Origin of the sequence: Nocardia brasiliensis (assembly GCF_011801125.1) — a bacterium.
Lineage (GTDB): Bacteria > Actinomycetota > Actinomycetes > Mycobacteriales > Mycobacteriaceae > Nocardia > Nocardia brasiliensis_C.
In genome coordinates, this window is record NZ_CP046171.1 from 3,058,751 (window position 1) to 3,077,248 (window position 18,498).

Consider the following 18,498-nt stretch of genomic DNA (forward strand, 5'->3'; position numbering starts at 1 on the left):
TCACCACTCCACCGGGATACCGAGGAAGCCCTCCAGCAGCGCGCCCTCCTGTCTGCGTAATTCGGTGGCGGGCACCGCGAGTCGCAGGGTGGGGAAGCGGGCGAGCAGCCTGCCGATCGCCGTGGTGAGTTCGGCGCGGGCGAGCCCGGCGCCGATGCAGAAATGCGGGCCACGGCTCAGCGTGAGGTGGTCGTTGTCGGTGCGGGTGATGTCGAAGCGCTCGGGGTGCTCGAAGACCGAGGGATCGAAGTTGCCCGCGTCGACGGCCGGAATCACGCTGGTGCCCGCCGCGATCGTGCAGCCGTCCAGCTCGATGTCGGCGGTGGCATAGCGCAGCATAGACACCGAGGAGCCGACCAGCTTCCAGCGCAACGCCTCCTCGACCGCGTGCGGCACCAGGCTCGGGTCGGCGCGGACCAGCGCGAGCTGATCGGGTCGCGAAAGCAGCAGCGCCACTGTGCCGCCCAGCTGACTGGCGGTGGTCTCGTAGCCGACGAGCAGCAGCAGCCTGCACCACCAGTGCAGCTCGTAGCCGGTGAGGCGGCCGTCGTCGGCGTCGTGCGCGGCGATCATGTCGCTGACCAGATCATCGCCCGGCGCAACGCGTTTGGCCTCGATCAGCGCCGCGATGTACTCGTTGAGCTCACCCATCGCGGCACCGATCTCGGGGCCGCTGAACTGGCTGACCGACAGGAAGTGCTCGGTCCAGCCGCGAAAGCGGGCCTGGTCCTGCTCCGGCACGCCGAGCAGGCGGCACAGCACCCGAATCGGCAGCGCGAAGGCCAGCGCCTGATTGAGATCGACCGGGCCGCCGTGGTTTTCCATCGCGTCGAGCAGTTCGTCGACGACCTCGACGATGAACGGCTCCAGCGCCGCGACCCGGCGTGGACTGAACGCCTGCATGACCAGTCGCCGCACCCTGGTGTGCTCGGGCGGGTCCGGATCCAGCTTCGCGTCCTGGAACATGCTGTTGTGCTTGCTGATCCGCGCCGCATCGGGCCGGTTCAGGTTGCGGCTCACCGCGGGATGCACGAGCAGCGCGCGGATGTCGGCGTGGCGGGTGACGAGCACCGCGTCGTCCCCGCTCGGCAGCCGGACCGGCACCATCGGGCAGCCGGACAGGCCGAACAGCTCGCGCGGTGGTTCCAGCGCGGCCGGTCGGGTGAACGGATAGGGGATGGGTTCTGCGGCGGTCATGCGCACCTTCCTGCTGTTCACCAGCGCACGGGAACCGTGCGAAAGCCCTGGAAGAAATGGTCGTCGACCCGGTCGAGGCGTGCGGTAGGGACCGCGAGCCGCAGTTCGGGGAAGCGCTGGATCAGCGCTGCGATACCGAGTCGCAGCTGGGCGCGCGCCAGCGGCGCGCCGGGGCAGAAGTGCCTGCCGACACTGAACGTGAGCTGCTTGGCCGCGCGGCGGGTGAGGTCGAGCCGGGCCGGCTCGGTGAAGACCGCCGGATCGTGATTGGCGCATTCGAGCGCGGGAATGATGCTGGTGCCCTGCGGAATGACGTGATCGCCGACGGTGACGTCCTCGGTGACGTAGCGCAGCATCGACAACGAGGTGCCGACCACCTGACAGCGCAGCAGCTCCTCGACCGCACCGTCGATCAGCGTGGGATCGGCGCGCAGCAGCGCCAATTGGTCGGGATGGCCGAGCAGCAGCACGACGGCGCCCGCGATCTGGTTCGCGGTCGTCTCGTAGCCGGCGAGCAGCAGCAGGGTCGACCAGAAGTGCAGCTCGTCGGCGCTGAGGCGGCCGTCCTCGGCGTCGGTGACCGCGATCAGCGCGCTGATCAGATCCGAATCAGGGTGGCGCCGTTTGCGTTCGATGAGCTCGCGGATGTAGTCCCACGGCGGATTGCTGGTGTCGCCGAACAGATGGCGCTCGCGCGCGGGGACGCCGAGTAGCTCACAGATCACCTGGATCGAGAGCGGAAACGCGAAGGCGGTGTTCAGATCCACCGGCTCAGCAGCGCCCGCGTCGGCCATTCGGTCGAGCAGTGCTGTGACGATGGCGGCGATGCGCGGGCGCATGGTCTCGACTCGGGCCGCGGTGAATTCGCGCGCGATCAGCCGACGCATCCGCGCGTGCGCGGGCGGGGACATGTCGATCCGGCGCTGGAACACCTTCTGCGGCTTGGTGGTCATCTTCGCGACACCGGATCTGTTGCGGTCCTTGCTGATCCGCGGGTCGGCGAGCAGCGTACGGATGGTCTGGTACCGCGTGGCCAGTACGGCCTGATCGCCGCTGGGCAGGGTGACCGTGCGGAACGGGTCCTGGTGGGCGCGCAGCAGCGCGTCCGGCTGCGTCAGACCGGCGGGCCAGGCGAACGGGAACGGGCACTCGCTCATCGCGGCGTCCGCGGGATCGGCCTGGCCTCGAGCAACCAGTGCGGCGGCGCGGTGCGCACCGTGTCGACTAGCTCGAAGTCGGCCTGCGCGAACAGTTCTCGCCATTCGTCGAGCTCGCGCTCTTTGCCGCCGAGGCTCACCGCCATGGCGATGTCCATCGCCTTGCTGAAGTGCCATTCGCCCGCGCCCGGCACCACGGCCTCGATCACGTGAACCCGGGTGTCGGGGGTGCTGACCTCGCGGATATTGCGCAGAATACGAATCGAGTCGGCGTCGTTCCAGTCGTGCAGGATCGCCTTGAGCAGGTAGGCGTCCGCCCCGGCGGGCACGCTGTCGAAGAAGTCGCCGACGACGCAGTCGACCCGATCGCGCACCCCGAAGTCGCTGAGCACGGGATCCGCTCCGGCGATGGCGGTTTCGGTGTCGAAGAGTATGCCGCGCTGGTGCGGGTTGGCGGCGAGAATGGCCGAGAGCAGCCTGCCCTGTCCGCCGCCGATGTCGGCGACCGTGCGATACCTGCCGAAGTCGTAGCTCGCGGCCACCTCCGGCGCCCGGTTGCTCACCCCGGTCATCGCGCGATGGAAGACCTCCGCGTATTCGGGGCTGTCGGCCATGTACTCGAACCAGCCGCGCCCGCCGCGCAATGCCGGGCCCGCCGGTTTGCCGGTGCGCAGTGTGTCGGCGGCGTAGGCGAAGCAGTTCCAGACGCTCTCCTCGCCGTAGAGGTAGGCCAGGTAGCGCAGCGAACCGTCCACGTCCGAGCGCAGCAGCGAGCCGGTTTCGGTGAGTCCGAACGTGCGGTCCGCGTGCTCGCGGAACAGGCCGACGCCCGCGGCGGTGCGCAGGAAGCGGTAGAGCATGCCGGGGTCGGTGCCGGTGGCCGTGGCCAGCTCGGGCACCGATCGCGGGCCCTCGGTGAGGTGATCGGCCAGGCCGATCCGTGCCAGCGTGCAGATGGTCGCGGAGACCATCTTCCCGGCCAGCAATCCGAGCAGCTGCTGCTGCGCCTGCCCACGCGTGGTGATCTCGGTCGACATGCGAGCGATCGTCGGTTCGCGCGCTCCACGATCACTGGTGCCGTCCTCGATCGCGCAGCGCACGGGGTGTCCTCGATCGCTCCCACAGTGCGCCTCGATCACGGGGTGTCAGAGTCCACGAATCTCATTGGGCCAGTTGAGCAACATGAGGAGATGTCGAGATGTCGGAGCTCAGTCTGATCGTGGCGCGGATGCGACCGGGGGACAGCGAGCAGGTCGCCGAGTTGTTCGCCCGCTCGGACCAGACCGAACTCCCCGCCCTGGTCGGCGTGCGCAGGCGCACCCTGTTCACCTTCCACGACCTGTATTTCCATCTGATCGAGGCGGACGCGGCGGTGGCCGAGCGGGTCGCCGAGGTGCGCTCGCACCCGTTGTTCCAGGAGATCAACGAGGGGCTCTCGCCGTTCATCGAGCCCTATTCGCCGAGTTGGCGCAGCCCGGCCGACGCGATGGCGCGCCCGTTCTATCAGTGGACGCGGCCATGACGCGGGTGGTGGCGGCGGCCGACGTCGCGCCCAACGCCAGGCGCGGGGGCGAATTGCGGGTGCTGCTCAGCCCGCGCACGGTCGAGGCGACCTCCGGTTTCCTCGGGGTACTGCGGCTCGCGCCGGGTGAATTCGTCAGCGAGCATTACCACCCGTATTCCGAGGAGTTCCTCTATGTCGTCGCGGGCTCGCTGACCGTGCTGCTCGACGGTGCGCCGGTCGAGGTCGCCCAGGGCAGTGCGGTTTTCGTCCCGATCGGGGTGCGTCATCGGGTGCAGAACGACGGCGCGGAGCCGGCCGAGGCCGTCTTCCAGCTGGCACCGCTCGCGCCCGAACCCGCACTCGGCCATGTCGACACCGAGCCGCTGCCCGATCCGGACGCCGCGCAGCCGAAAGTGTCCGGCTGATCATGGACGAGCGCACGCCGGTGATCACCGGACTCGGGGTGGTGGCACCCGGTGGCATCGGCAGCAAAGACTTCTGGCAGCTGCTGGTCGACGGGCGCACCGCGACCCGGCCGATCACGCTGTTCGACGCCTCGGCGTTCCGTTCGCGCATCGCGGCCGAGGTCGATTTCGATCCCGCCGCACACGGTATCGACCGGTGCCGCGCCGCCGAACTGGACCGGATGACCCAGTTCGCGCTGGTCAGCGCCGCGGAGGCGATCGAGGACAGCGGGCTCGACCTCGCCGGGTGCGCCGCCGACACCGCCGTGGTGATCGGCAGCGCGGTGGGCGCGACCACCAGCCTGGAACGCGAGTTCGTCGGGATCAGCGGGTCCGGGACGAGCTGGCTGGTCGACCCGACGGCCCTGTCCTCCCACGGCTACTCCTATCTGGTGCCCTCGGCGACGGTCGCCGAGGTCGCCCGCGCGGTCGGCGCGGGCGGACCGAGCGCGCTGATCTCGACCGGCTGCACCGCGGGCATCGACGCGGTCGCCCATGCGGCCGAACTGATCAGGGAGGGCTCGGCCGAGGTGGCGGTGGTCGGTGCGACCGAGGCCCCGATCTCGCCGATCTCCTCGGCCTCCTTCGATGCCATCCTGGCCACCACCGCCGACGATGCCGATCCGGCAGGCGCCTCGCGCCCGTTCGACCGGCGGCGCAGCGGCTTCGTGCTCGCCGAGGGCGCGGCGATGTTCGTGCTGGAGACCGCGGCACGGGCCAGGCGGCGCGGGGCCGACATCTACTGCGCGCTGCCCGGAGAAGGACGGCGCGCCAACGCTTTTCATATGACCGGGTTGCGTCCCGACGGGCTGGAGTTGGCCGACGCGATCCGCGCGGCGCTCGACGATGCCCGGCTGGACCCGACCGCCATCGACTATGTGAGCGCGCACGGTTCGGGCACCCAGCAGAACGATCGGCACGAGACCATGGCGCTCAAACGCGCGCTCGGCCCGCACGCGTACCGGGTGCCGGTCAGCTCGATCAAATCCATGGTCGGGCATTCGCTCGGCGCCATCGGTTCGATCGAGATCGCCGCGTGCGCTTTGGCTTTGCGGCATCAGGTGGTGCCGCCGACGGCGAATCTGGCCGAACCGGACCCGTACTGCGACCTGGACTACGTGCCGCGCATCGCCCGCGACGTGCGATTGCGCTCGGTGCTGACCGTCGGCAGCGGGTTCGGCGGCTTCCAGTCCGCGATGGTGCTCTCGGATGTGGGGGCGCTGGCATGAGTGTCGAACTGGCCTGCGCGCGCCCGCGCACCGCCGACGCGGTGGTGACCGGGATCGGCGTCATCGCGCCGACCGGAATCGGCGCGGACGCGCACTGGCGCTCCTGTCTCTCGGGCACCAGCGGGGTCCGGATCAGCGAACAGTATCGCGACGCGGGTTACGCCAGCGTGCTGCATGCGCCGGTAGCGGAATTCGTTGCCAAAGAACATATTCCGCGCCGCCTGTCGGTGCAGACCGACCGTTGGGCCGGCTTCGGGCTCGCCGCCACCGCCGCGGCGGTCGCGGACGCCGGGCTCGACCCGGCCGCGACGGCCGGTGCGTCGGTCGGTGTCGTCACCGGAAGTTCCTCCGGCGGCAACGAATTCGGTCAGCGCGAGATCGCGCGCCTGTGGTCGGGTGGGCCCGCCGAGGTCAGCGCTTATCAGTCGATCGCCTGGTTCTACGCGGCCGCCACCGGCCAGATCTCGATCCGCAACGGCGCCAAGGGACCGTGTTCGGTCGTGGTGACCGAGCAGGCGGCCGGGCTGGACGCACTCGGCCAGGCCCGGCGGGAACTGCGGCGCGGCACCGGGTTGATGCTGGCGGGCGGTACCGAGGCGCCATTGTCGCCGTACGCCTATTCCTGCCAGATCTCTAGCGGATTGCTCAGCACGGCAACCGATCCCGCACGCGGCTACCTGCCCTTCGACGCGGCGGCCGCCGGCTACGTCCCCGGTGAGGGCGGCGCGATGTTCACCGTCGAGACCGCCGCCGCGGCGGCGGCGCGTGGCGTGGCGGGGTACGGCCGCATCGCCGGATACGCCGCAGCCTTCGATGCCGCACCCGCCACCGGCACCGGGCTGCGCCGAGTGCTGTTGCGCGCCTTGGCCGATGCCGGATGCGCGCCGGGCGAGGTGGACGTGGTGTTCGCCGACGCGATGGCGGTGCCCGCGTTGGACGCGGCCGAGGCCGCGGTGCTCGCCTCGGTGTTCGGCCCGCGCGCGGTGCCGGTGACCGCGCCCAAGGTCCTGACCGGGCGGCTGTACGCGGGCGGCTCGGCGCTCGACGTGGCGACCGCGCTGCTCGCGCTGCGGCACCAGACGATCCCGCCCACACCGGCGGTGCTCGCCTCGGCGCACGCCGAACTGGACCTGGTGGTGGACGGCCCGCGGTCGCGTCCGCTCCGGCACGCCGTGGTGCTCGCCCGCGGCCACGGCGGCTTCGCCGCCGCACTGGTGCTGGCAGGACCGTCATGACCGCATTGGCTGCAACACATCTCTGACAGGAGGGACGACGATGGCAGAGTTCACGATCGACGACCTGAGGCCGATTCTGGTCCAGGCCTTCGGCGAACTGGACGAGGAGTTCGACACCACCGGTGACATCGCCGACATCGAATTCGAGGAGCTCGGGCTGGATTCGCTGGCGCTGATCGAGACCCAGGCACTGATCCGGCGGCGCTTCGGCGTGCGACTCGAGGACGGCCAGGTCATCGGCACCAGCACGCCCGCCGAGCTGGTCGCCGCGGTGAACGCCCAGCTCGCCGCCGAACTCGTGCCGGTGCGGCCGCAATGAGCGCCGGCGGCGAGATCGGCGCGGTCTTCCCGGACGCGGCCACCGGCGGGCTGGTCACCGAGAACGCGGTGGTGATCAACGCACCGCTGGAACAGGTTTGGGCCGAGACCAACGACGTCTCCGCGTGGCCCGCACTGTTCAGCGAGTACGCGGCGGTCGAAATACTGGAACAGCGACCGGATTACGTGCGCTTCCGGTTGACCATGCACCCCGATCCGAACGGCAAGACCTGGAGTTGGGTCTCCGAACGGCTGCTCGACGCCGACGGCGGGGTGGTGCACGCCAGGCGGGTGGAGACCGGGCCGTTCGAATTCATGTATCTGCGTTGGGAATACATCCCCGACGCCGATGGCGTGCGGATGCGCTGGAGCCAGCGTTTCCGGTTGAAGCCCACCGCGCCGATCAGCGACGAGCAGATGGCCGAACGGATCAACGCGAACTCACCGCGGGAGATGCGCCGGATCAAACAGATCCTGGAGGCACGCCACGGCGCGGGCGGCGCGGGCTGATGTCCGCGTCAACGGGTCCGGCGGGCGCGCTGCTGCTTGCCGCGGGGCTCGCCGCCAACGGCCTGGCCACCGGCATCATGCTGGCCACGGTGATCGGTGTCGCGCCCTATCAGGGCGTGCAGTCCTACCGCGAGTACGTCAGCGGGGTGCGTTTCCTGTGGCCGCGGTTCGACCCCGCCATGCCGCTGCTGAACATCACCGCGTTGCTGGCATATCTGGTGCACGCGGTGCTGCTGGACGATTCCGCCTCGGCCCGTGTCGGTTTCGCGGCATCGTCGGCGCTGCTGCTGTGCACCGTCGGCATCTCCGTGACGAAGAACCTGCCGGTGAATCGCTATGTGGCGAGCCTGGATCCGGCACATCAACCCGTGGACTGGGCCGAGCGCGACCCGCGCAGGCGGTGGCGGCGCTGGAATGTGCTGCGCACCGGGTCGGCCCTGACCGCTTTCGTCGTCGCGGTGCTGACCACCGCGCTTGCCGGGTGAAACCGGCCCGAGTTTCAAGAGGAGTCGAGATGGGGCAAGCACTGGCGAACAAGACCGCGCTGGTGACCGGCGGTGTGCGCGGCATCGGCGCGTCCATCACCAGGACCTTGGCCGAGGCCGGGGCCCAGGTGATCGCCTGCTATCACACGCCGGGCGAGCACGTCGAGGTGCTGGCGAAGGAACTCGCCGCGCTCGGCGGCGACCATCACCTGGTGCTCGCCGATGTCACCGACCCCGATCAGGTGGTCGCGCTGGCGCAGACCTGCCGGGAGCGCTACGGCAGGCTCGATGTGGTGGTCAACAACGCGGGGGCGATCAGCCATGTGCCGTTCGCGGAATTGCCACTTGCGGAATGGCATCGGGTCATCGACACCGGCTTGACCGCCGCGTTCCACGTCACCCAGCAGGTGCTGCCGCTGCTGGATCGCGGTGCGTCGGTGATCAACATCGGGTCCAGGGTCGCCACCGTCGGCATTCCGCTGCGCGCGCACTACACCGCGGCCAAGGCCGGGCTGATCGGGTTGACCCGGTCGCTGGCGAAAGAGCTGGGACCGCAGGGCATTCGGGTGAACGTGGTGGCGCCCGGCGTCACCGCCACCGAAGTGGAGCTGCCCGCCGAGGTCACCGCGCGCTACGAGGGGATGACCGCGCTGCGCCGGCTCGGCAGCACCGACGACATCGCGGCCGTCGTCGCCTTTCTCGCGGCCGACGGGGCCGCCTATGTCACGGGCGAGACCATTCACGTCGACGGAGGTATCTGATGACCGACACGATCGCGGGCACGGCGTTCCGGGTGATGCTGCGCATGGAGGTGATCCCCGGGCAGGAGGCCGCTTTCGAGCAGGCATGGCTCGACGGCGCCTCGATCATCACCGACCAGCCTGCCAACCTGGGCCAGTGGCTGTCCCGCAGCACCGAGGAGGAGGCGGTGTACTACATCGTCAGCGACTGGGTGGACGAGGAGTCGTTCCGGGACTACGAGCGCAGCGAGCAGCACCTGCACCACCGCGCCCGCCTGCACCCTTATCGCAGCAAGGGTTCCATGGCGGTGGCCACCGTGCTGCACGCGCTGACCGGCGCCGCGTCCGCGCGGCAGGGGACCGCGCCGTGACCGGACACGTTCGAGTCCTGGTGTACCTCACCATCACCGAGGCCGACGCCGCGGCGGTCACCGACGCCTACCACCGGATCAGCACCGAATTGGCGGGCACGCCCGGCCTGCTCGGCAACGAGCTGCTGCGCGGTGCGGGTGACAGTGGCGCGGTGCTGAGCGAGTGGGAGTCGTTCGCGGCTTTCCGTGCCTGGGAGCAGGGGATGTCGCATCGCGGCGCAACCTCGCCGCTGCGGCCGTACCAGGATGCCTCGCGCGGCAAGGTGTTCGAGGTGTTCGAGGTGGCCGCCGCGCACAGCGCACTGGGATCGGAGTAGCCGTGACCCACGTCATCGCGTTCACACAGCTGGATCTCGACGACAGCGAACGGGTCGGCCGGAAAGCCGCGGTGCTGGCCCGATTACGGCGCAGTGGGTACCCGGTGCCGGACGGCTTCGCGATCGACTGGCAGGCGGCCGCGGCGGGGGAGAGCGCCGCGTCGATGCCGGGGTTCGTCGCGGAGGTCGCGAGCGCGCTGGCCGAACTGGACGCGAACGGGGTCGGCGTCGCCGTGCGCTCCTCCGGCATCGAGGAGGATCTGGCCGGGAAATCGTTTGCGGGCCAGTACGAATCCGTCCTCGGCGTGAAGGGGATCGACGCCGTGCTCGCCGCGGTGGACACCTGTTGGCGCTCGGCACGCGCGCAACGGGTCGCCGTCTATCGCGGGTCGGCCGAGGCCGAGGAGACGGCGGCGCCGCGGATGGGCGTACTGGTGCAGCGCATGGTCGACGCGCGGGCGGCGGGCGCGGCGTTCAGCGTCAACCCGGTGACAGGCGATCCCGAGGAAGCCGTGGTCAGTGCGGTATCCGGGCTCGCCGAGCAGTTGATGGACGGTTCGGCCGTCGCCGACGAATGGGCCGTGCGCGCCGGCGAGGCCGCGTTGCGTTCCGGCACCGGCGCGGCCGGGCTGACCCCAGGCGAGGCCGCCGAGATCGCCGAGCTGGCGGCCAGGGTGGCGGCCGAATTCGAGGCGCCCCAGGACATCGAGTGGGCCATCGACGAGGACGGCCTGTGGCTGGTGCAGGCCCGGCCGATCACCACCCTGGCCGCGACGGTCGCACCGGTACCGATTCCGGTGGTGGTGCCTGCGGGGTTCTCGGTGCGTGACGCGCGGGTCACCGCGCCGTGGACGCCGGTGCAGGAGTCCATCTTCCTGCCGGTGTTCGCCGCCGCCGCACCCGGAGTGTTCGCCTTCACCACCGGAAACCAGTTGTCGGTACACGCGATCGGCGGCTGGATCTACACCACGACCGCGCCGGACACCATGCCCGCGTTGATCGAGCGACTGGAGCGCATCGCGGGCGAACTCGCCGACGATGCGCCGCAGCGGCTTGTCGCGCAGTGGCATGCGACGCTACGGCGCGAGTTCACCGAGCGCATCGTGGCGCTGCGCGCGGTCTCGTTCACCCTGCCCGAGCTCGACGACGCCGCCTTCCGCGCGCATTTCACCGAACTGCTCGAGCTGTTCACCGAACTGCACATGGCCTATTTCCGGCTCACCGGTGCCGGTGTGTGTCTCAACGGGCAGCTCGGTGTGCTCGCCGCGGAACTGCTCGGCTGGTCGGCCGCCGACACGCTCGCCCTGCGTGGCGGTTTGACCGGGGCGCACATGGCCGCGGCCGAGGGGCTGGGCGCGCTCGCCCGGCTCGCCGCCGCGAAACCCCAGGTGCGCACGGCGCTTACGGCGGGCACCCGGGAGGTAGCAGGCAGGCTGTCGGAGATCGACGAGGAGTTCGCCGCGGCCTTCGCCGACTACGTCCGTGCACACGGACATCGCACCCTCGGATTCGATCTGAGCGAGCCCACATTCGCCGAACAGCCCGAGATTCTGCTGAATCTGGTGCTCGCCCAGATCGATGCGCCGTTCGACCTCGACCGCGAACGTGCGGCGTTGCGGGCGCGCATCGATGGCGTGCTGACGCGGGCACGAGCCGGCCTCGCCGACAAAACGGCCGAGCAGCGCGCGCAGTTCGACCGGGCCGTGGCGGCGGCCGACGAGGTGGCCCCGGTGCGCGACGAGAAGGTCTATCTCGCCGTGTCCGCGTGGGCGCTGGTCCGCTACGCCGTGCTGGATCTGGGCCGAAGGTTGGTCGCGCGCACCGTGATCGATCGCATCGAGGACGTTTTCTATCTGGATCACCGTGCCGCACTGGCCGCCCTCACCGATACCGAGGATCGCACGGCCGCCGTGCGGGACGGGCGGGGCAGGCAGCTGTGGGCGGCCACGCACCCTGGACCGGAACACTATGGGACACCGCCGCAACCGCTCACGCTGGAACCCGGAATGACTCCGCCCTCGGCGGCCGCGGCGCGCGTGATGGACATCGCCACCTGGTCGATGAGCCTGTTCGGTGCGCAACGGGGCGAGGCGAGCGCCGATGACAGCACGCTCGTCGGCGTTGCCGCCGCGGCGGGCCGATATCGCGGTCCGGCTCGAATAGTGCTCGGCGCCGGTGACTTCGGCAAGATCCGGGCGGGCGATGTGCTGGTGTGCCCGGAGACCACCGCGCAGTGGTCGGTGGTGTTCCCGAGCCTCGGCGCGTTGATCGCAGACAACGGCAGCCTGCTGTCCCACCCCGCGATCATCGCGCGCGAGTACGGTATTCCGGCCGTCGTCGCGGCCGCGGGTGCGACCGAACGGCTGCGCGACGGGCAACTGGTCGAGGTGGACGGCACCACCGGCGCGGTGCGGGTGCTCGACGCCGAGGGCGGAGCCGGGCGATGACGCCGGGCCGCATCGACGTGCACCACCACGCCATCGTGCCGCGCGTCGCCGCGCTGATGCGGCGAATGGGCGCGCCGTTCAAGATCCCGTGGACGCTCGAGCAGACCTTCGAGGTGCTCGACGAACAGCGCATCGACTACGCCGTGATCTCCAATCCCATTCCGGTCGAATACCTTCCGGACGCGGCCACCGCGAGGTTCTATTGCCGGGAAGCCAACGAGGCCGTCGTGGAGTTCGCCGCCGCGCACCCCGGTCGCTTCGGTCTGCTCGCCGCGCTGCCGATTCCGCATATCGACGCCGCACTGGCCGAGATCGAGCACGCGCACGACACCTTGGGCGCGGACGGCTTCGTGCTGATCCCGCACTCGGGCTCGCACTATCTCGGTGACGCGCTGTTCGAGCCGGTGCTCGCCGAACTCGACCGCCGCGCTGCGACGGTTCTGGTGCACCCGATGATGCCGCCGGACTCGGCGGGTTCCTCGGTGCCCGCCGTGCTCGCCGACTTCCTGCTCGACACCACGCGCGGCGCGATCGGGCTGGTGCTCTCGGACGCGCTGGATCGCTATCCGAACATCTCGTTCGTGCTCGCGCACGCCGGCGGCTTCCTGCCGTACGCGGCATTCCGGGTGGAAGCGTTGGCGCACGGCTTCTTCGGCGCGGACCCGGTCCGGATCCGCGAACAGCTCGGGCGCTTCTACTACGACACCGCGCTGGCCGGTCCGTCGGGCCTGCCCGGCCTGTTCGCCACCGTCGCGCCGGAACGGATCCTGTTCGGCACCGACTGGTGCGCGGCGCCCCGTGCCGCCGTCACCGCCGCGGGCCGCGCCCTCGAAGAGCAGTACGCGCGAACGCCCGGCGCGGCCGAAGCCGGGGCGCGGACCGCCCGGCGGCTGTTCGCCGGCTGGGCGGCCGCGACGGCTCCGAGTCCGGATCCAGTGATGTCCGAACAGTGGCGGGGACCGTAGGGAGATGTCGAGCCGAGCGAAGGGAACCGGAAGCTGATGCATGTGGTGATCGCGGGCGCGGGCGTCGGCGGACTGTGCCTGGCCCAGGGCCTGCGCAAGAACGGGATCGAGACCACCGTGCTCGAGCGCGACCCGTCCGCGCACGCGCGGTTCCAGGGTCTGCGGCTGCGCATCGACGCACACGGCCGCGCGGCACTGTCGGCCTGTCTGCCGGACAACCTCTACGAGCTGGCCATGGCCACCGCCAATCCGCTGTACATGTCTCGCGGCATCGGGCTCGACGAGCAACTGCGCGAGATCTTCTCGGTGCGGCGCCCGGACGGGCCGGTCGATCCGGCGCGCGCCAGCACCGTCGTGAATCGCAAGACGCTGCGCCAGATTCTGTTGACCGGTCTCGGCGACAGCGTGCACTTCGACACCGCGGTGGTCGGTTACGAGACCGGGGATCGGGTGCGGGTGCACACCGGTGACGGAACCACCTGGGTGGCCGACGTTCTGGTCGGCGCCGACGGCATCGGCTCGGCGGTGCGCGGCCAGCTGCTGCCCGAGATCGGCCTGCTCGACACCGGATTGCGCGCGATCTACGGCCAGATGAACCTGGACCAGGACAACCTCTCCTGGGTGCCCCCTGTGCTGTTCGGCGGTTCGCGGCCGGTGCTCGCGCCCGGCCCGAAAACCCTGGCGTGCGGCATCTTTCAACCGCAGACCGAGGTCGGCGCGGCCGTGCGCCGGTTCGCTCCCGGCAGTGCGATCGATCCGGTGCACAGCTACCTGAAGTGGACGTTGGTCGCGCCGCGTGAGGTTTTCGGCCTCGACGAGGCAGCCTTGTTCGCACTCACGCCCGCCCGGTTGCACGAGCTGGCTCTCGAACACACCATCGACTGGAGCCCCCTGCTGCGCCGGATCATGGCGGAATCGCTGGTGGACGAGGTCTTTCCGCTCTCCATCCGGGTCACCGAGCCCGGGGCGCAGTGGTCGCCGAGCAGAGTGACCTTGCTCGGCGACGCGATCCACGCGACCGCGCCGGTGGGCGGCATCGGCGCCAATACCGCGCTGCGCGACGCGGCCGCGCTGAGCGAATACCTCGCGCTGGCCCTGGTCGACGGCGTGGACCCGGTCGTGGCGATCGGCAGGTACGAGTCCGAGATGCGGGAGTACGGCTATGCGGCCGTGCGCGATTCGCTGCACGGATCCGAACAACTGTTCCGGACCGGACCTCTGGTGGAAGGCGGTGCTGCCCGATGAGCCCGACGAACAAGCCGCGCTATCGCGCGCTCGCCGCGGCCGCGCCCATGGCGCTCGACATGGCCGCGCCGGTGGTCAGTTTCGTGGTGCTGCACCTCGTCTTCGGCGTATCGCCGGTCATCGCCCTGTCGGTCGGCGCGGTGGTGGCCGGACTGCGCACGGTGTGGCGGGTGGTCACCGAACGCCGGGTGAACGCATTCTCGGTGATGATCCTGGTGATGCTGCTCGCCACGCTGCTGCTGGTGTTCATCACCGGTGACCCGCGACTGGTGCTGGCCAAGTCGGCGGTGATGCCGTTCGTCGGTGGCGTGTACGGACTGCTCACGAATTACGTCGGGCGCGCGGTGGTTTTCGATGTCGTCGCGCCGTTCGTGACCAAGGGCGAGCCGCGGTTGGTGGCGGCATGGGAAGGCGCCTGGGCACACGACGCGCGGTTCCGGGATCGGCTGCGGCTGATCAACCTGCTGTGGGGCGCCGGGTTCATCGTCTCGGCCGTGGTCAGAGTGGTCATCATCTACAGCACGCCGCTGGATGTCGCCGTGTTCGCCGGGCAGCTCCCGACGCTGATCACACTGCCGACTCTGATCTTCACGACGGTGCGCCTGTCCGGGCCGTTGCGGGCGGCGTTGCGCCGCGACAGCGCGGGCGCGGCGGGGGACGCGGCCGCAGCGCCGGTCCTGGAACCCAGCTTCTCGCGCACTTCGCCCGCGGCGGAGCGTGATTCGGTCGTCGAAGCCTGAAAGGGGGAGTGGATGCGCGTCATCATCTGTACGTGGGCATGGCGGTCGCACCTGACCCCGCTGGTGCAGCTCGGCTGGAGTCTGCGCGCGAGCGGTCACGAGGTCGTGGTCGCCAGCTCCGCGGGATTGGCGGCCGCGATCCAGGAGACCGGCTTGACCGCCGTGGTGGTCGGCACGGACGTCGACCTGCACGCGCAGGCCGGTAAGTACTTCAATTGGCTGGTCGAGCAGGACGGACCGGTGCGCTGGCACGACATCCGGCACTGGGGGGCGGGCAATGTCGCGACCTACCGGGTGATCGCGCAACAGGCGGTCGGGCCGCTGCTGGCGTTCGCGCGGCGCTGGCAGCCGGATCTGATCGTGTTCGACCCGACCACCTACGCGGGCCCGCTGGTCGCCGCGGTGCTCGGCATTCCCGCCGTTCGGCACCTCTGGGGCATCGACTACACCTACCGGACAAGGGAATTCGAGCCGGAGGCGCTGCGTGAGCTGTGCGCGGAGCTGGGTTTGGCGGCCGTCGAGACCTTGGGGGCCGCCACGGTCGATCCGTGTCCGCCGTCGCTGCAATACCAGACCGGGGTCGAGCGCTTGCCGATTCGGTTCGCTCCCTTCAACGGACCGGTCGTCGCGGCCGACGTGGGTCTGCCCCCGCCGCGGCGACCACGGGTCTGTGTGCTCGGCAGCAGTGCGGTCGAACAGCTTGCCGGGCGGGCGATTCCGTTCGTCGACCGGGTGCTGTCCGGGCTGTCGGGACTCGGGCTGGAGGCGGTGGTGCTGGCGCGTCCGACGGCGGCTCCGGCCTTCACCGACGACGGGGAGACGGTGACTTTTCTTGGTCCGACCTCGTTGCATCTGTTGCTCGCGGACTGCACCCTCGTCATCCACCAGGGCGGGGGCGGCGCCTTGATGACCGCGCTGCACTACGGGCTGCCGCAGCTGCTCACGCCGCTGTTCACCGATCACGTCGCCAACGCCGAGCAGCTCGCGGCGGCGGGTGCCTGCCGATGGCTGTTCGGCGGCGCCCTCGAGCCCGACGCGATACGCAAGGAGGTGCGGCAGTTGCTGGAAGACAACGAATTCCGGGTGCGGTCGCAGCGGCTGTGCGCCGAGATGCGGGCGCAGCCGCCGGTCGCGCAGGTGGTCGACGCATTGACCGAATTGGCAGGAGCACGCTGATGGCACGCATCGTCTTCACCACCCAACCGGCCAGCGGGCACCTGCGTCCGCTGGTACCGATCGCCAGAGCCGCCCGCGTGCGCGGGCACGAGGTGGCCGTGCTCGCGCCGCGGCCGCAGGCCGCCGAGCTCGCGGCCTACGGGTTGCCGCACCTGATCGGCGGGTACGACTGGCGCGCGGAGGTGGCGAGCTGGCTGCCCGCCAACCTGAGCGAGCTGGACTTCGCCGCCGCCGCCGACGTGTTCCGGACACTCGGCCGTCGTATGTCGGAGGGCTTCGCGGGCCACATGGGACAGGCCACGTGCGCGGATCTGCTGACGCTGGCCCAGGATTGGCGGCCGGATCTGGTCATCCGGGAACTGGACGAGCTCGGCGGCTACCTCGCCGCGGAAGTGCTTGGCATTCCCCATGTTTCGATCGCGTCGTTCGGCGGCGTCGACGCGATGACCGGCGCCGAACTGGCCGCGCGACTGGACGAGGGCAGGGCGCGGTTCGGCCTGGCGCCCGACCCGGCAGGCGCGCGGCTCTACCACTACCTGCACGCCAACTTCCTCCCTGCGGAGTACTCCGCCGCGGAGATGATCCTGCCCAACACCCGGTGCTATCGGCATCCGAACGCGGGCTTCCAGAGCGACCGGCTGCCCGGCTGGCTGGCCGATCTCGACCTGGACCGGCCGTTCGTGTTCGCCGGCTTCGGCACCATCGTCTACGGCTTGCCCGGCGCGGACGGCTTCGTGCGCACCGTGATCGAGGCGCTGGGCCGGGTCGACTGCACGGCCGTGCTCGCGGTCGGTGCGGGCGGCAAGACCGAGGCGTTCGGTGCGCTGCCGCCGAATGTCTCGCTGGTGGAGTTCGTCGATCAGCCGCTGATGCTCGAGGGGGCCGACCTGTTCGTCACCCACGGCGGGCTGAACAGTATGAAGGAGGCGATGCGGCTCGGGGTGCCGATGGTGAACATTCCCGTGCTCGACGACCATCGCCACAATGCCGTGCAGGCCGAGGCCACCGGCACCACCACCGTTGTTCCCCTGGACGAAGTCTCGGTCGAGGCGATCGCGCACGCCTGCACTTGGACACTGACCGAGCCGGGCTTCCGCCGCTGCGCACGCCGCCTGCAGCGTCGGATCCACGCGCTACCCGGGGTCGACGTGTTGCTCGATGATCTGGAGGCCCTGCTATGACGACCAAGCAGCACCGCGCCGACCTCGCGATGTTCGGCGGCACACCGGCTTTCGAGTCTCCCGTGGTCTTCGGCAGGCCCAATATCGGCAATCGGGCCGCGCTATTCGATCGATTCGACCGGATGCTCGACGCCAGATGGCTGTCCAACGGCGGCGAACTCAGCCGCGAGTTCGAGCGCCGCGTCGCCGAACTCGCGGGCACCCGCTACTGCGTCGCCACCTGCAACGCCACCTCCGCGCTGCAATTGGCCGTGCGGGCAGCCGGATTGCGCGGTGAGGTCATCGTGCCCGCGTTCACCTTCGCCGCCACCGCGCACGCCGCCGCCTGGCTCGGCGCGCGACCGGTGTTCTGCGATGTGGACCCGTGGACCGGCAGCGCCGATCCACGCGCGGTGGAAGAACTGATTACCGCGGACACCACCGGCATTCTGGGCGTGCACATCTGGGGCAGGCCGCGCGCGCTGGAGGCGATGCAGGACGTCGCCGACCGGCACGGGCTAGCCCTGATCTACGACTCGGCGCACGCCTTCGGCTGCGGATACGCGGGCAGGCCCATCGGCGGCTTCGGCACGGCCGAGGTGTTCAGCTTCCACTCGACCAAATTCGTGAACACCTTCGAGGGCGGTGCGCTGGTCACCGACGACCGGGAGCTAGCCGAAAACGCCGCGCGGATGCGGAATTTCGGCATCGCGGGCGGCGACGAGGTCGTCTCGGTCGGCACCAACGCGAAGTTGAGCGAGGCCGCCGCGGCGATGGGCCTGACCTCGCTGGACTCGATGGATTACTTCGTCGCTCGGAATCGGGAGAACTATCACCGGTATCGGCAGGGGCTGCGCGGCGTCGACGGGCTGCTGCTGCTCGACATCGACGAGACCCAGCGCAGCAACTACCAGTACCTGGTGGTCGACTGTGACACCGAGCGGATCGGCGTCACCCGCGACGACGTGCTGGCCCTGCTGGCCGCCGAAAACGTCTACACCAGAAGATATTTCTACCCCGGCTGCCACCGCATGGCCCCGTATCGGACCGACCGCGCCTTCCCCGGCACCGATCGCGTCGCCCGCGACACCTTCGTGCTGCCCACCGGCGCCGACCTGGCGCCCGCCGACATCACCCGCCTCTGCGACCTGCTCGCCTTCATCGCCGCCAACGGATTCGAGATCCGCGCGGCCATCGGGAACAGCGGCCAGGCGGCGTAGCCCGCGGGCGAATTCGGA

20 protein-coding genes are annotated in these 18,498 nt (G+C 70.2%); 17 read left to right on the forward strand and 3 right to left on the reverse strand.

The window, feature by feature from the left end:
* From F5X71_RS13960 to F5X71_RS13970, 3 genes are read right to left on the reverse strand one after another with little or no spacing between them, the layout of a single operon-like run.
* Positions 1–1,197 carry a cytochrome P450 gene (locus tag F5X71_RS13960; RefSeq protein ID WP_167462330.1) on the reverse strand — a complete coding sequence of 399 codons (1,197 nt, stop codon included), beginning with the start codon at positions 1,195–1,197 and terminating at the stop codon, positions 1–3.
* A 17-nt stretch (positions 1,198–1,214) separates the two neighbouring features.
* Complete coding sequence (locus F5X71_RS13965) at positions 1,215–2,354, reverse strand: cytochrome P450 (RefSeq protein WP_167462331.1); 1,140 nt, start codon at positions 2,352–2,354, stop codon at positions 1,215–1,217.
* Positions 2,351–3,391: a methyltransferase gene (locus F5X71_RS13970; RefSeq protein WP_167462332.1), complete on the reverse strand. Its 1,041-nt coding sequence runs from the start codon at positions 3,389–3,391 to the stop codon at positions 2,351–2,353. Before F5X71_RS13970 ends, F5X71_RS13965 begins: the two co-directional genes overlap by 4 nt.
* Before the next feature lie 161 nt (positions 3,392–3,552).
* On the opposite strand from F5X71_RS13970, the gene F5X71_RS13975 reads away from it, so the two are divergent.
* The 17 genes from F5X71_RS13975 to F5X71_RS14055 are packed head-to-tail and all read left to right on the forward strand — an operon-like array spanning position 3,553 to position 18,480.
* A complete protein-coding gene (locus tag F5X71_RS13975; RefSeq protein WP_167462333.1) occupies positions 3,553–3,876 on the forward strand; it encodes a TcmI family type II polyketide cyclase in 324 nt (107 codons plus the stop codon).
* Positions 3,873–4,283, forward strand: a complete 411-nt coding sequence (locus F5X71_RS13980; protein ID WP_167462334.1) for a cupin domain-containing protein — start codon at positions 3,873–3,875, stop codon at positions 4,281–4,283. The genes F5X71_RS13975 and F5X71_RS13980 overlap by 4 nt, the downstream gene beginning before the upstream one ends.
* Before the next feature lie 2 nt (positions 4,284–4,285).
* A complete protein-coding gene (locus F5X71_RS13985) occupies positions 4,286–5,551 on the forward strand; it encodes a beta-ketoacyl-[acyl-carrier-protein] synthase family protein (protein ID WP_167462335.1) in 1,266 nt (421 codons plus the stop codon).
* The gene (locus F5X71_RS13990; RefSeq protein ID WP_167462336.1) at positions 5,548–6,786 is read left to right on the forward strand and encodes a beta-ketoacyl synthase N-terminal-like domain-containing protein; all 1,239 of its coding nucleotides are present in this window, start codon (positions 5,548–5,550) and stop codon (positions 6,784–6,786) included. Before F5X71_RS13985 ends, F5X71_RS13990 begins: the two co-directional genes overlap by 4 nt.
* Positions 6,787–6,826: 40 nt before the next feature.
* A complete protein-coding gene (locus tag F5X71_RS13995; protein ID WP_167462337.1) occupies positions 6,827–7,105 on the forward strand; it encodes an acyl carrier protein in 279 nt (92 codons plus the stop codon).
* Positions 7,102–7,614, forward strand: coding sequence for an SRPBCC family protein (locus tag F5X71_RS14000; RefSeq protein ID WP_167462338.1), 513 nt, complete (start codon positions 7,102–7,104; stop codon positions 7,612–7,614). Before F5X71_RS13995 ends, F5X71_RS14000 begins: the two co-directional genes overlap by 4 nt.
* Positions 7,614–8,099: a DUF1772 domain-containing protein gene (locus F5X71_RS14005; RefSeq protein WP_167462339.1), complete on the forward strand. Its 486-nt coding sequence runs from the start codon at positions 7,614–7,616 to the stop codon at positions 8,097–8,099. Before F5X71_RS14000 ends, F5X71_RS14005 begins: the two co-directional genes overlap by 1 nt.
* A gap of 29 nt (positions 8,100–8,128) precedes the next feature.
* Positions 8,129–8,860 (forward strand): SDR family NAD(P)-dependent oxidoreductase, encoded by a 732-nt coding sequence (locus F5X71_RS14010; protein ID WP_167462340.1) that lies wholly within the window; start codon positions 8,129–8,131, stop codon positions 8,858–8,860.
* A complete protein-coding gene (locus tag F5X71_RS14015) occupies positions 8,860–9,210 on the forward strand; it encodes an antibiotic biosynthesis monooxygenase family protein (protein ID WP_167462341.1) in 351 nt (116 codons plus the stop codon). The genes F5X71_RS14010 and F5X71_RS14015 overlap by 1 nt, the downstream gene beginning before the upstream one ends.
* Positions 9,207–9,527 (forward strand): antibiotic biosynthesis monooxygenase family protein, encoded by a 321-nt coding sequence (locus F5X71_RS14020; RefSeq protein WP_167462342.1) that lies wholly within the window; start codon positions 9,207–9,209, stop codon positions 9,525–9,527. The genes F5X71_RS14015 and F5X71_RS14020 overlap by 4 nt, the downstream gene beginning before the upstream one ends.
* Positions 9,528–9,529: 2 nt before the next feature.
* The gene (locus tag F5X71_RS14025) at positions 9,530–11,974 is read left to right on the forward strand and encodes a PEP/pyruvate-binding domain-containing protein (RefSeq protein WP_167462343.1); all 2,445 of its coding nucleotides are present in this window, start codon (positions 9,530–9,532) and stop codon (positions 11,972–11,974) included.
* The gene (locus F5X71_RS14030) at positions 11,971–12,939 is read left to right on the forward strand and encodes an amidohydrolase family protein (protein WP_167462344.1); all 969 of its coding nucleotides are present in this window, start codon (positions 11,971–11,973) and stop codon (positions 12,937–12,939) included. Before F5X71_RS14025 ends, F5X71_RS14030 begins: the two co-directional genes overlap by 4 nt.
* Positions 12,940–12,975: 36 nt before the next feature.
* Entirely contained in the window at positions 12,976–14,184 is a 1,209-nt protein-coding gene (locus F5X71_RS14035; RefSeq protein ID WP_167462345.1) for an FAD-dependent oxidoreductase, read from the forward strand.
* A complete protein-coding gene (locus F5X71_RS14040; RefSeq protein WP_167462346.1) occupies positions 14,181–14,924 on the forward strand; it encodes a VC0807 family protein in 744 nt (247 codons plus the stop codon). The genes F5X71_RS14035 and F5X71_RS14040 overlap by 4 nt, the downstream gene beginning before the upstream one ends.
* A 12-nt stretch (positions 14,925–14,936) precedes the next feature.
* The gene (locus F5X71_RS14045; RefSeq protein ID WP_167462347.1) at positions 14,937–16,100 is read left to right on the forward strand and encodes a nucleotide disphospho-sugar-binding domain-containing protein; all 1,164 of its coding nucleotides are present in this window, start codon (positions 14,937–14,939) and stop codon (positions 16,098–16,100) included.
* Positions 16,100–17,281, forward strand: coding sequence for a glycosyltransferase (locus F5X71_RS14050; RefSeq protein ID WP_167462348.1), 1,182 nt, complete (start codon positions 16,100–16,102; stop codon positions 17,279–17,281). Before F5X71_RS14045 ends, F5X71_RS14050 begins: the two co-directional genes overlap by 1 nt.
* Positions 17,278–18,480, forward strand: coding sequence for an aminotransferase class I/II-fold pyridoxal phosphate-dependent enzyme (locus F5X71_RS14055; RefSeq protein ID WP_167462349.1), 1,203 nt, complete (start codon positions 17,278–17,280; stop codon positions 18,478–18,480). The genes F5X71_RS14050 and F5X71_RS14055 overlap by 4 nt, the downstream gene beginning before the upstream one ends.
* Positions 18,481–18,498: the final 18 nt, after the last annotated feature.

Excerpts from the sequence above, each read along its gene's own strand:
- F5X71_RS13960 (WP_167462330.1), bottom strand. The coding sequence starts at position 1,197 with ATGACCGCCGCAGAACCCATCCCCTATCCGTTCACCCGACCGGCCGCG.
- F5X71_RS13965 (WP_167462331.1), bottom strand. The coding sequence starts at position 2,354 with ATGAGCGAGTGCCCGTTCCCGTTCGCCTGGCCCGCCGGTCTGACGCAG.
- F5X71_RS13970 (WP_167462332.1), bottom strand. The coding sequence starts at position 3,391 with ATGTCGACCGAGATCACCACGCGTGGGCAGGCGCAGCAGCAGCTGCTC.
- F5X71_RS13975 (WP_167462333.1), top strand. The coding sequence starts at position 3,553 with ATGTCGGAGCTCAGTCTGATCGTGGCGCGGATGCGACCGGGGGACAGC.
- F5X71_RS13980 (WP_167462334.1), top strand. The coding sequence starts at position 3,873 with ATGACGCGGGTGGTGGCGGCGGCCGACGTCGCGCCCAACGCCAGGCGC.
- F5X71_RS13985 (WP_167462335.1), top strand. The coding sequence starts at position 4,286 with ATGGACGAGCGCACGCCGGTGATCACCGGACTCGGGGTGGTGGCACCC.
- F5X71_RS13990 (WP_167462336.1), top strand. The coding sequence starts at position 5,548 with ATGAGTGTCGAACTGGCCTGCGCGCGCCCGCGCACCGCCGACGCGGTG.
- F5X71_RS13995 (WP_167462337.1), top strand. The coding sequence starts at position 6,827 with ATGGCAGAGTTCACGATCGACGACCTGAGGCCGATTCTGGTCCAGGCC.
- F5X71_RS14000 (WP_167462338.1), top strand. The coding sequence starts at position 7,102 with ATGAGCGCCGGCGGCGAGATCGGCGCGGTCTTCCCGGACGCGGCCACC.
- F5X71_RS14005 (WP_167462339.1), top strand. The coding sequence starts at position 7,614 with ATGTCCGCGTCAACGGGTCCGGCGGGCGCGCTGCTGCTTGCCGCGGGG.
- F5X71_RS14010 (WP_167462340.1), top strand. The coding sequence starts at position 8,129 with ATGGGGCAAGCACTGGCGAACAAGACCGCGCTGGTGACCGGCGGTGTG.
- F5X71_RS14015 (WP_167462341.1), top strand. The coding sequence starts at position 8,860 with ATGACCGACACGATCGCGGGCACGGCGTTCCGGGTGATGCTGCGCATG.
- F5X71_RS14030 (WP_167462344.1), top strand. The coding sequence starts at position 11,971 with ATGACGCCGGGCCGCATCGACGTGCACCACCACGCCATCGTGCCGCGC.
- F5X71_RS14035 (WP_167462345.1), top strand. The coding sequence starts at position 12,976 with ATGCATGTGGTGATCGCGGGCGCGGGCGTCGGCGGACTGTGCCTGGCC.
- F5X71_RS14040 (WP_167462346.1), top strand. The coding sequence starts at position 14,181 with ATGAGCCCGACGAACAAGCCGCGCTATCGCGCGCTCGCCGCGGCCGCG.
- F5X71_RS14045 (WP_167462347.1), top strand. The coding sequence starts at position 14,937 with ATGCGCGTCATCATCTGTACGTGGGCATGGCGGTCGCACCTGACCCCG.
- F5X71_RS14050 (WP_167462348.1), top strand. The coding sequence starts at position 16,100 with ATGGCACGCATCGTCTTCACCACCCAACCGGCCAGCGGGCACCTGCGT.
- F5X71_RS14055 (WP_167462349.1), top strand. The coding sequence starts at position 17,278 with ATGACGACCAAGCAGCACCGCGCCGACCTCGCGATGTTCGGCGGCACA.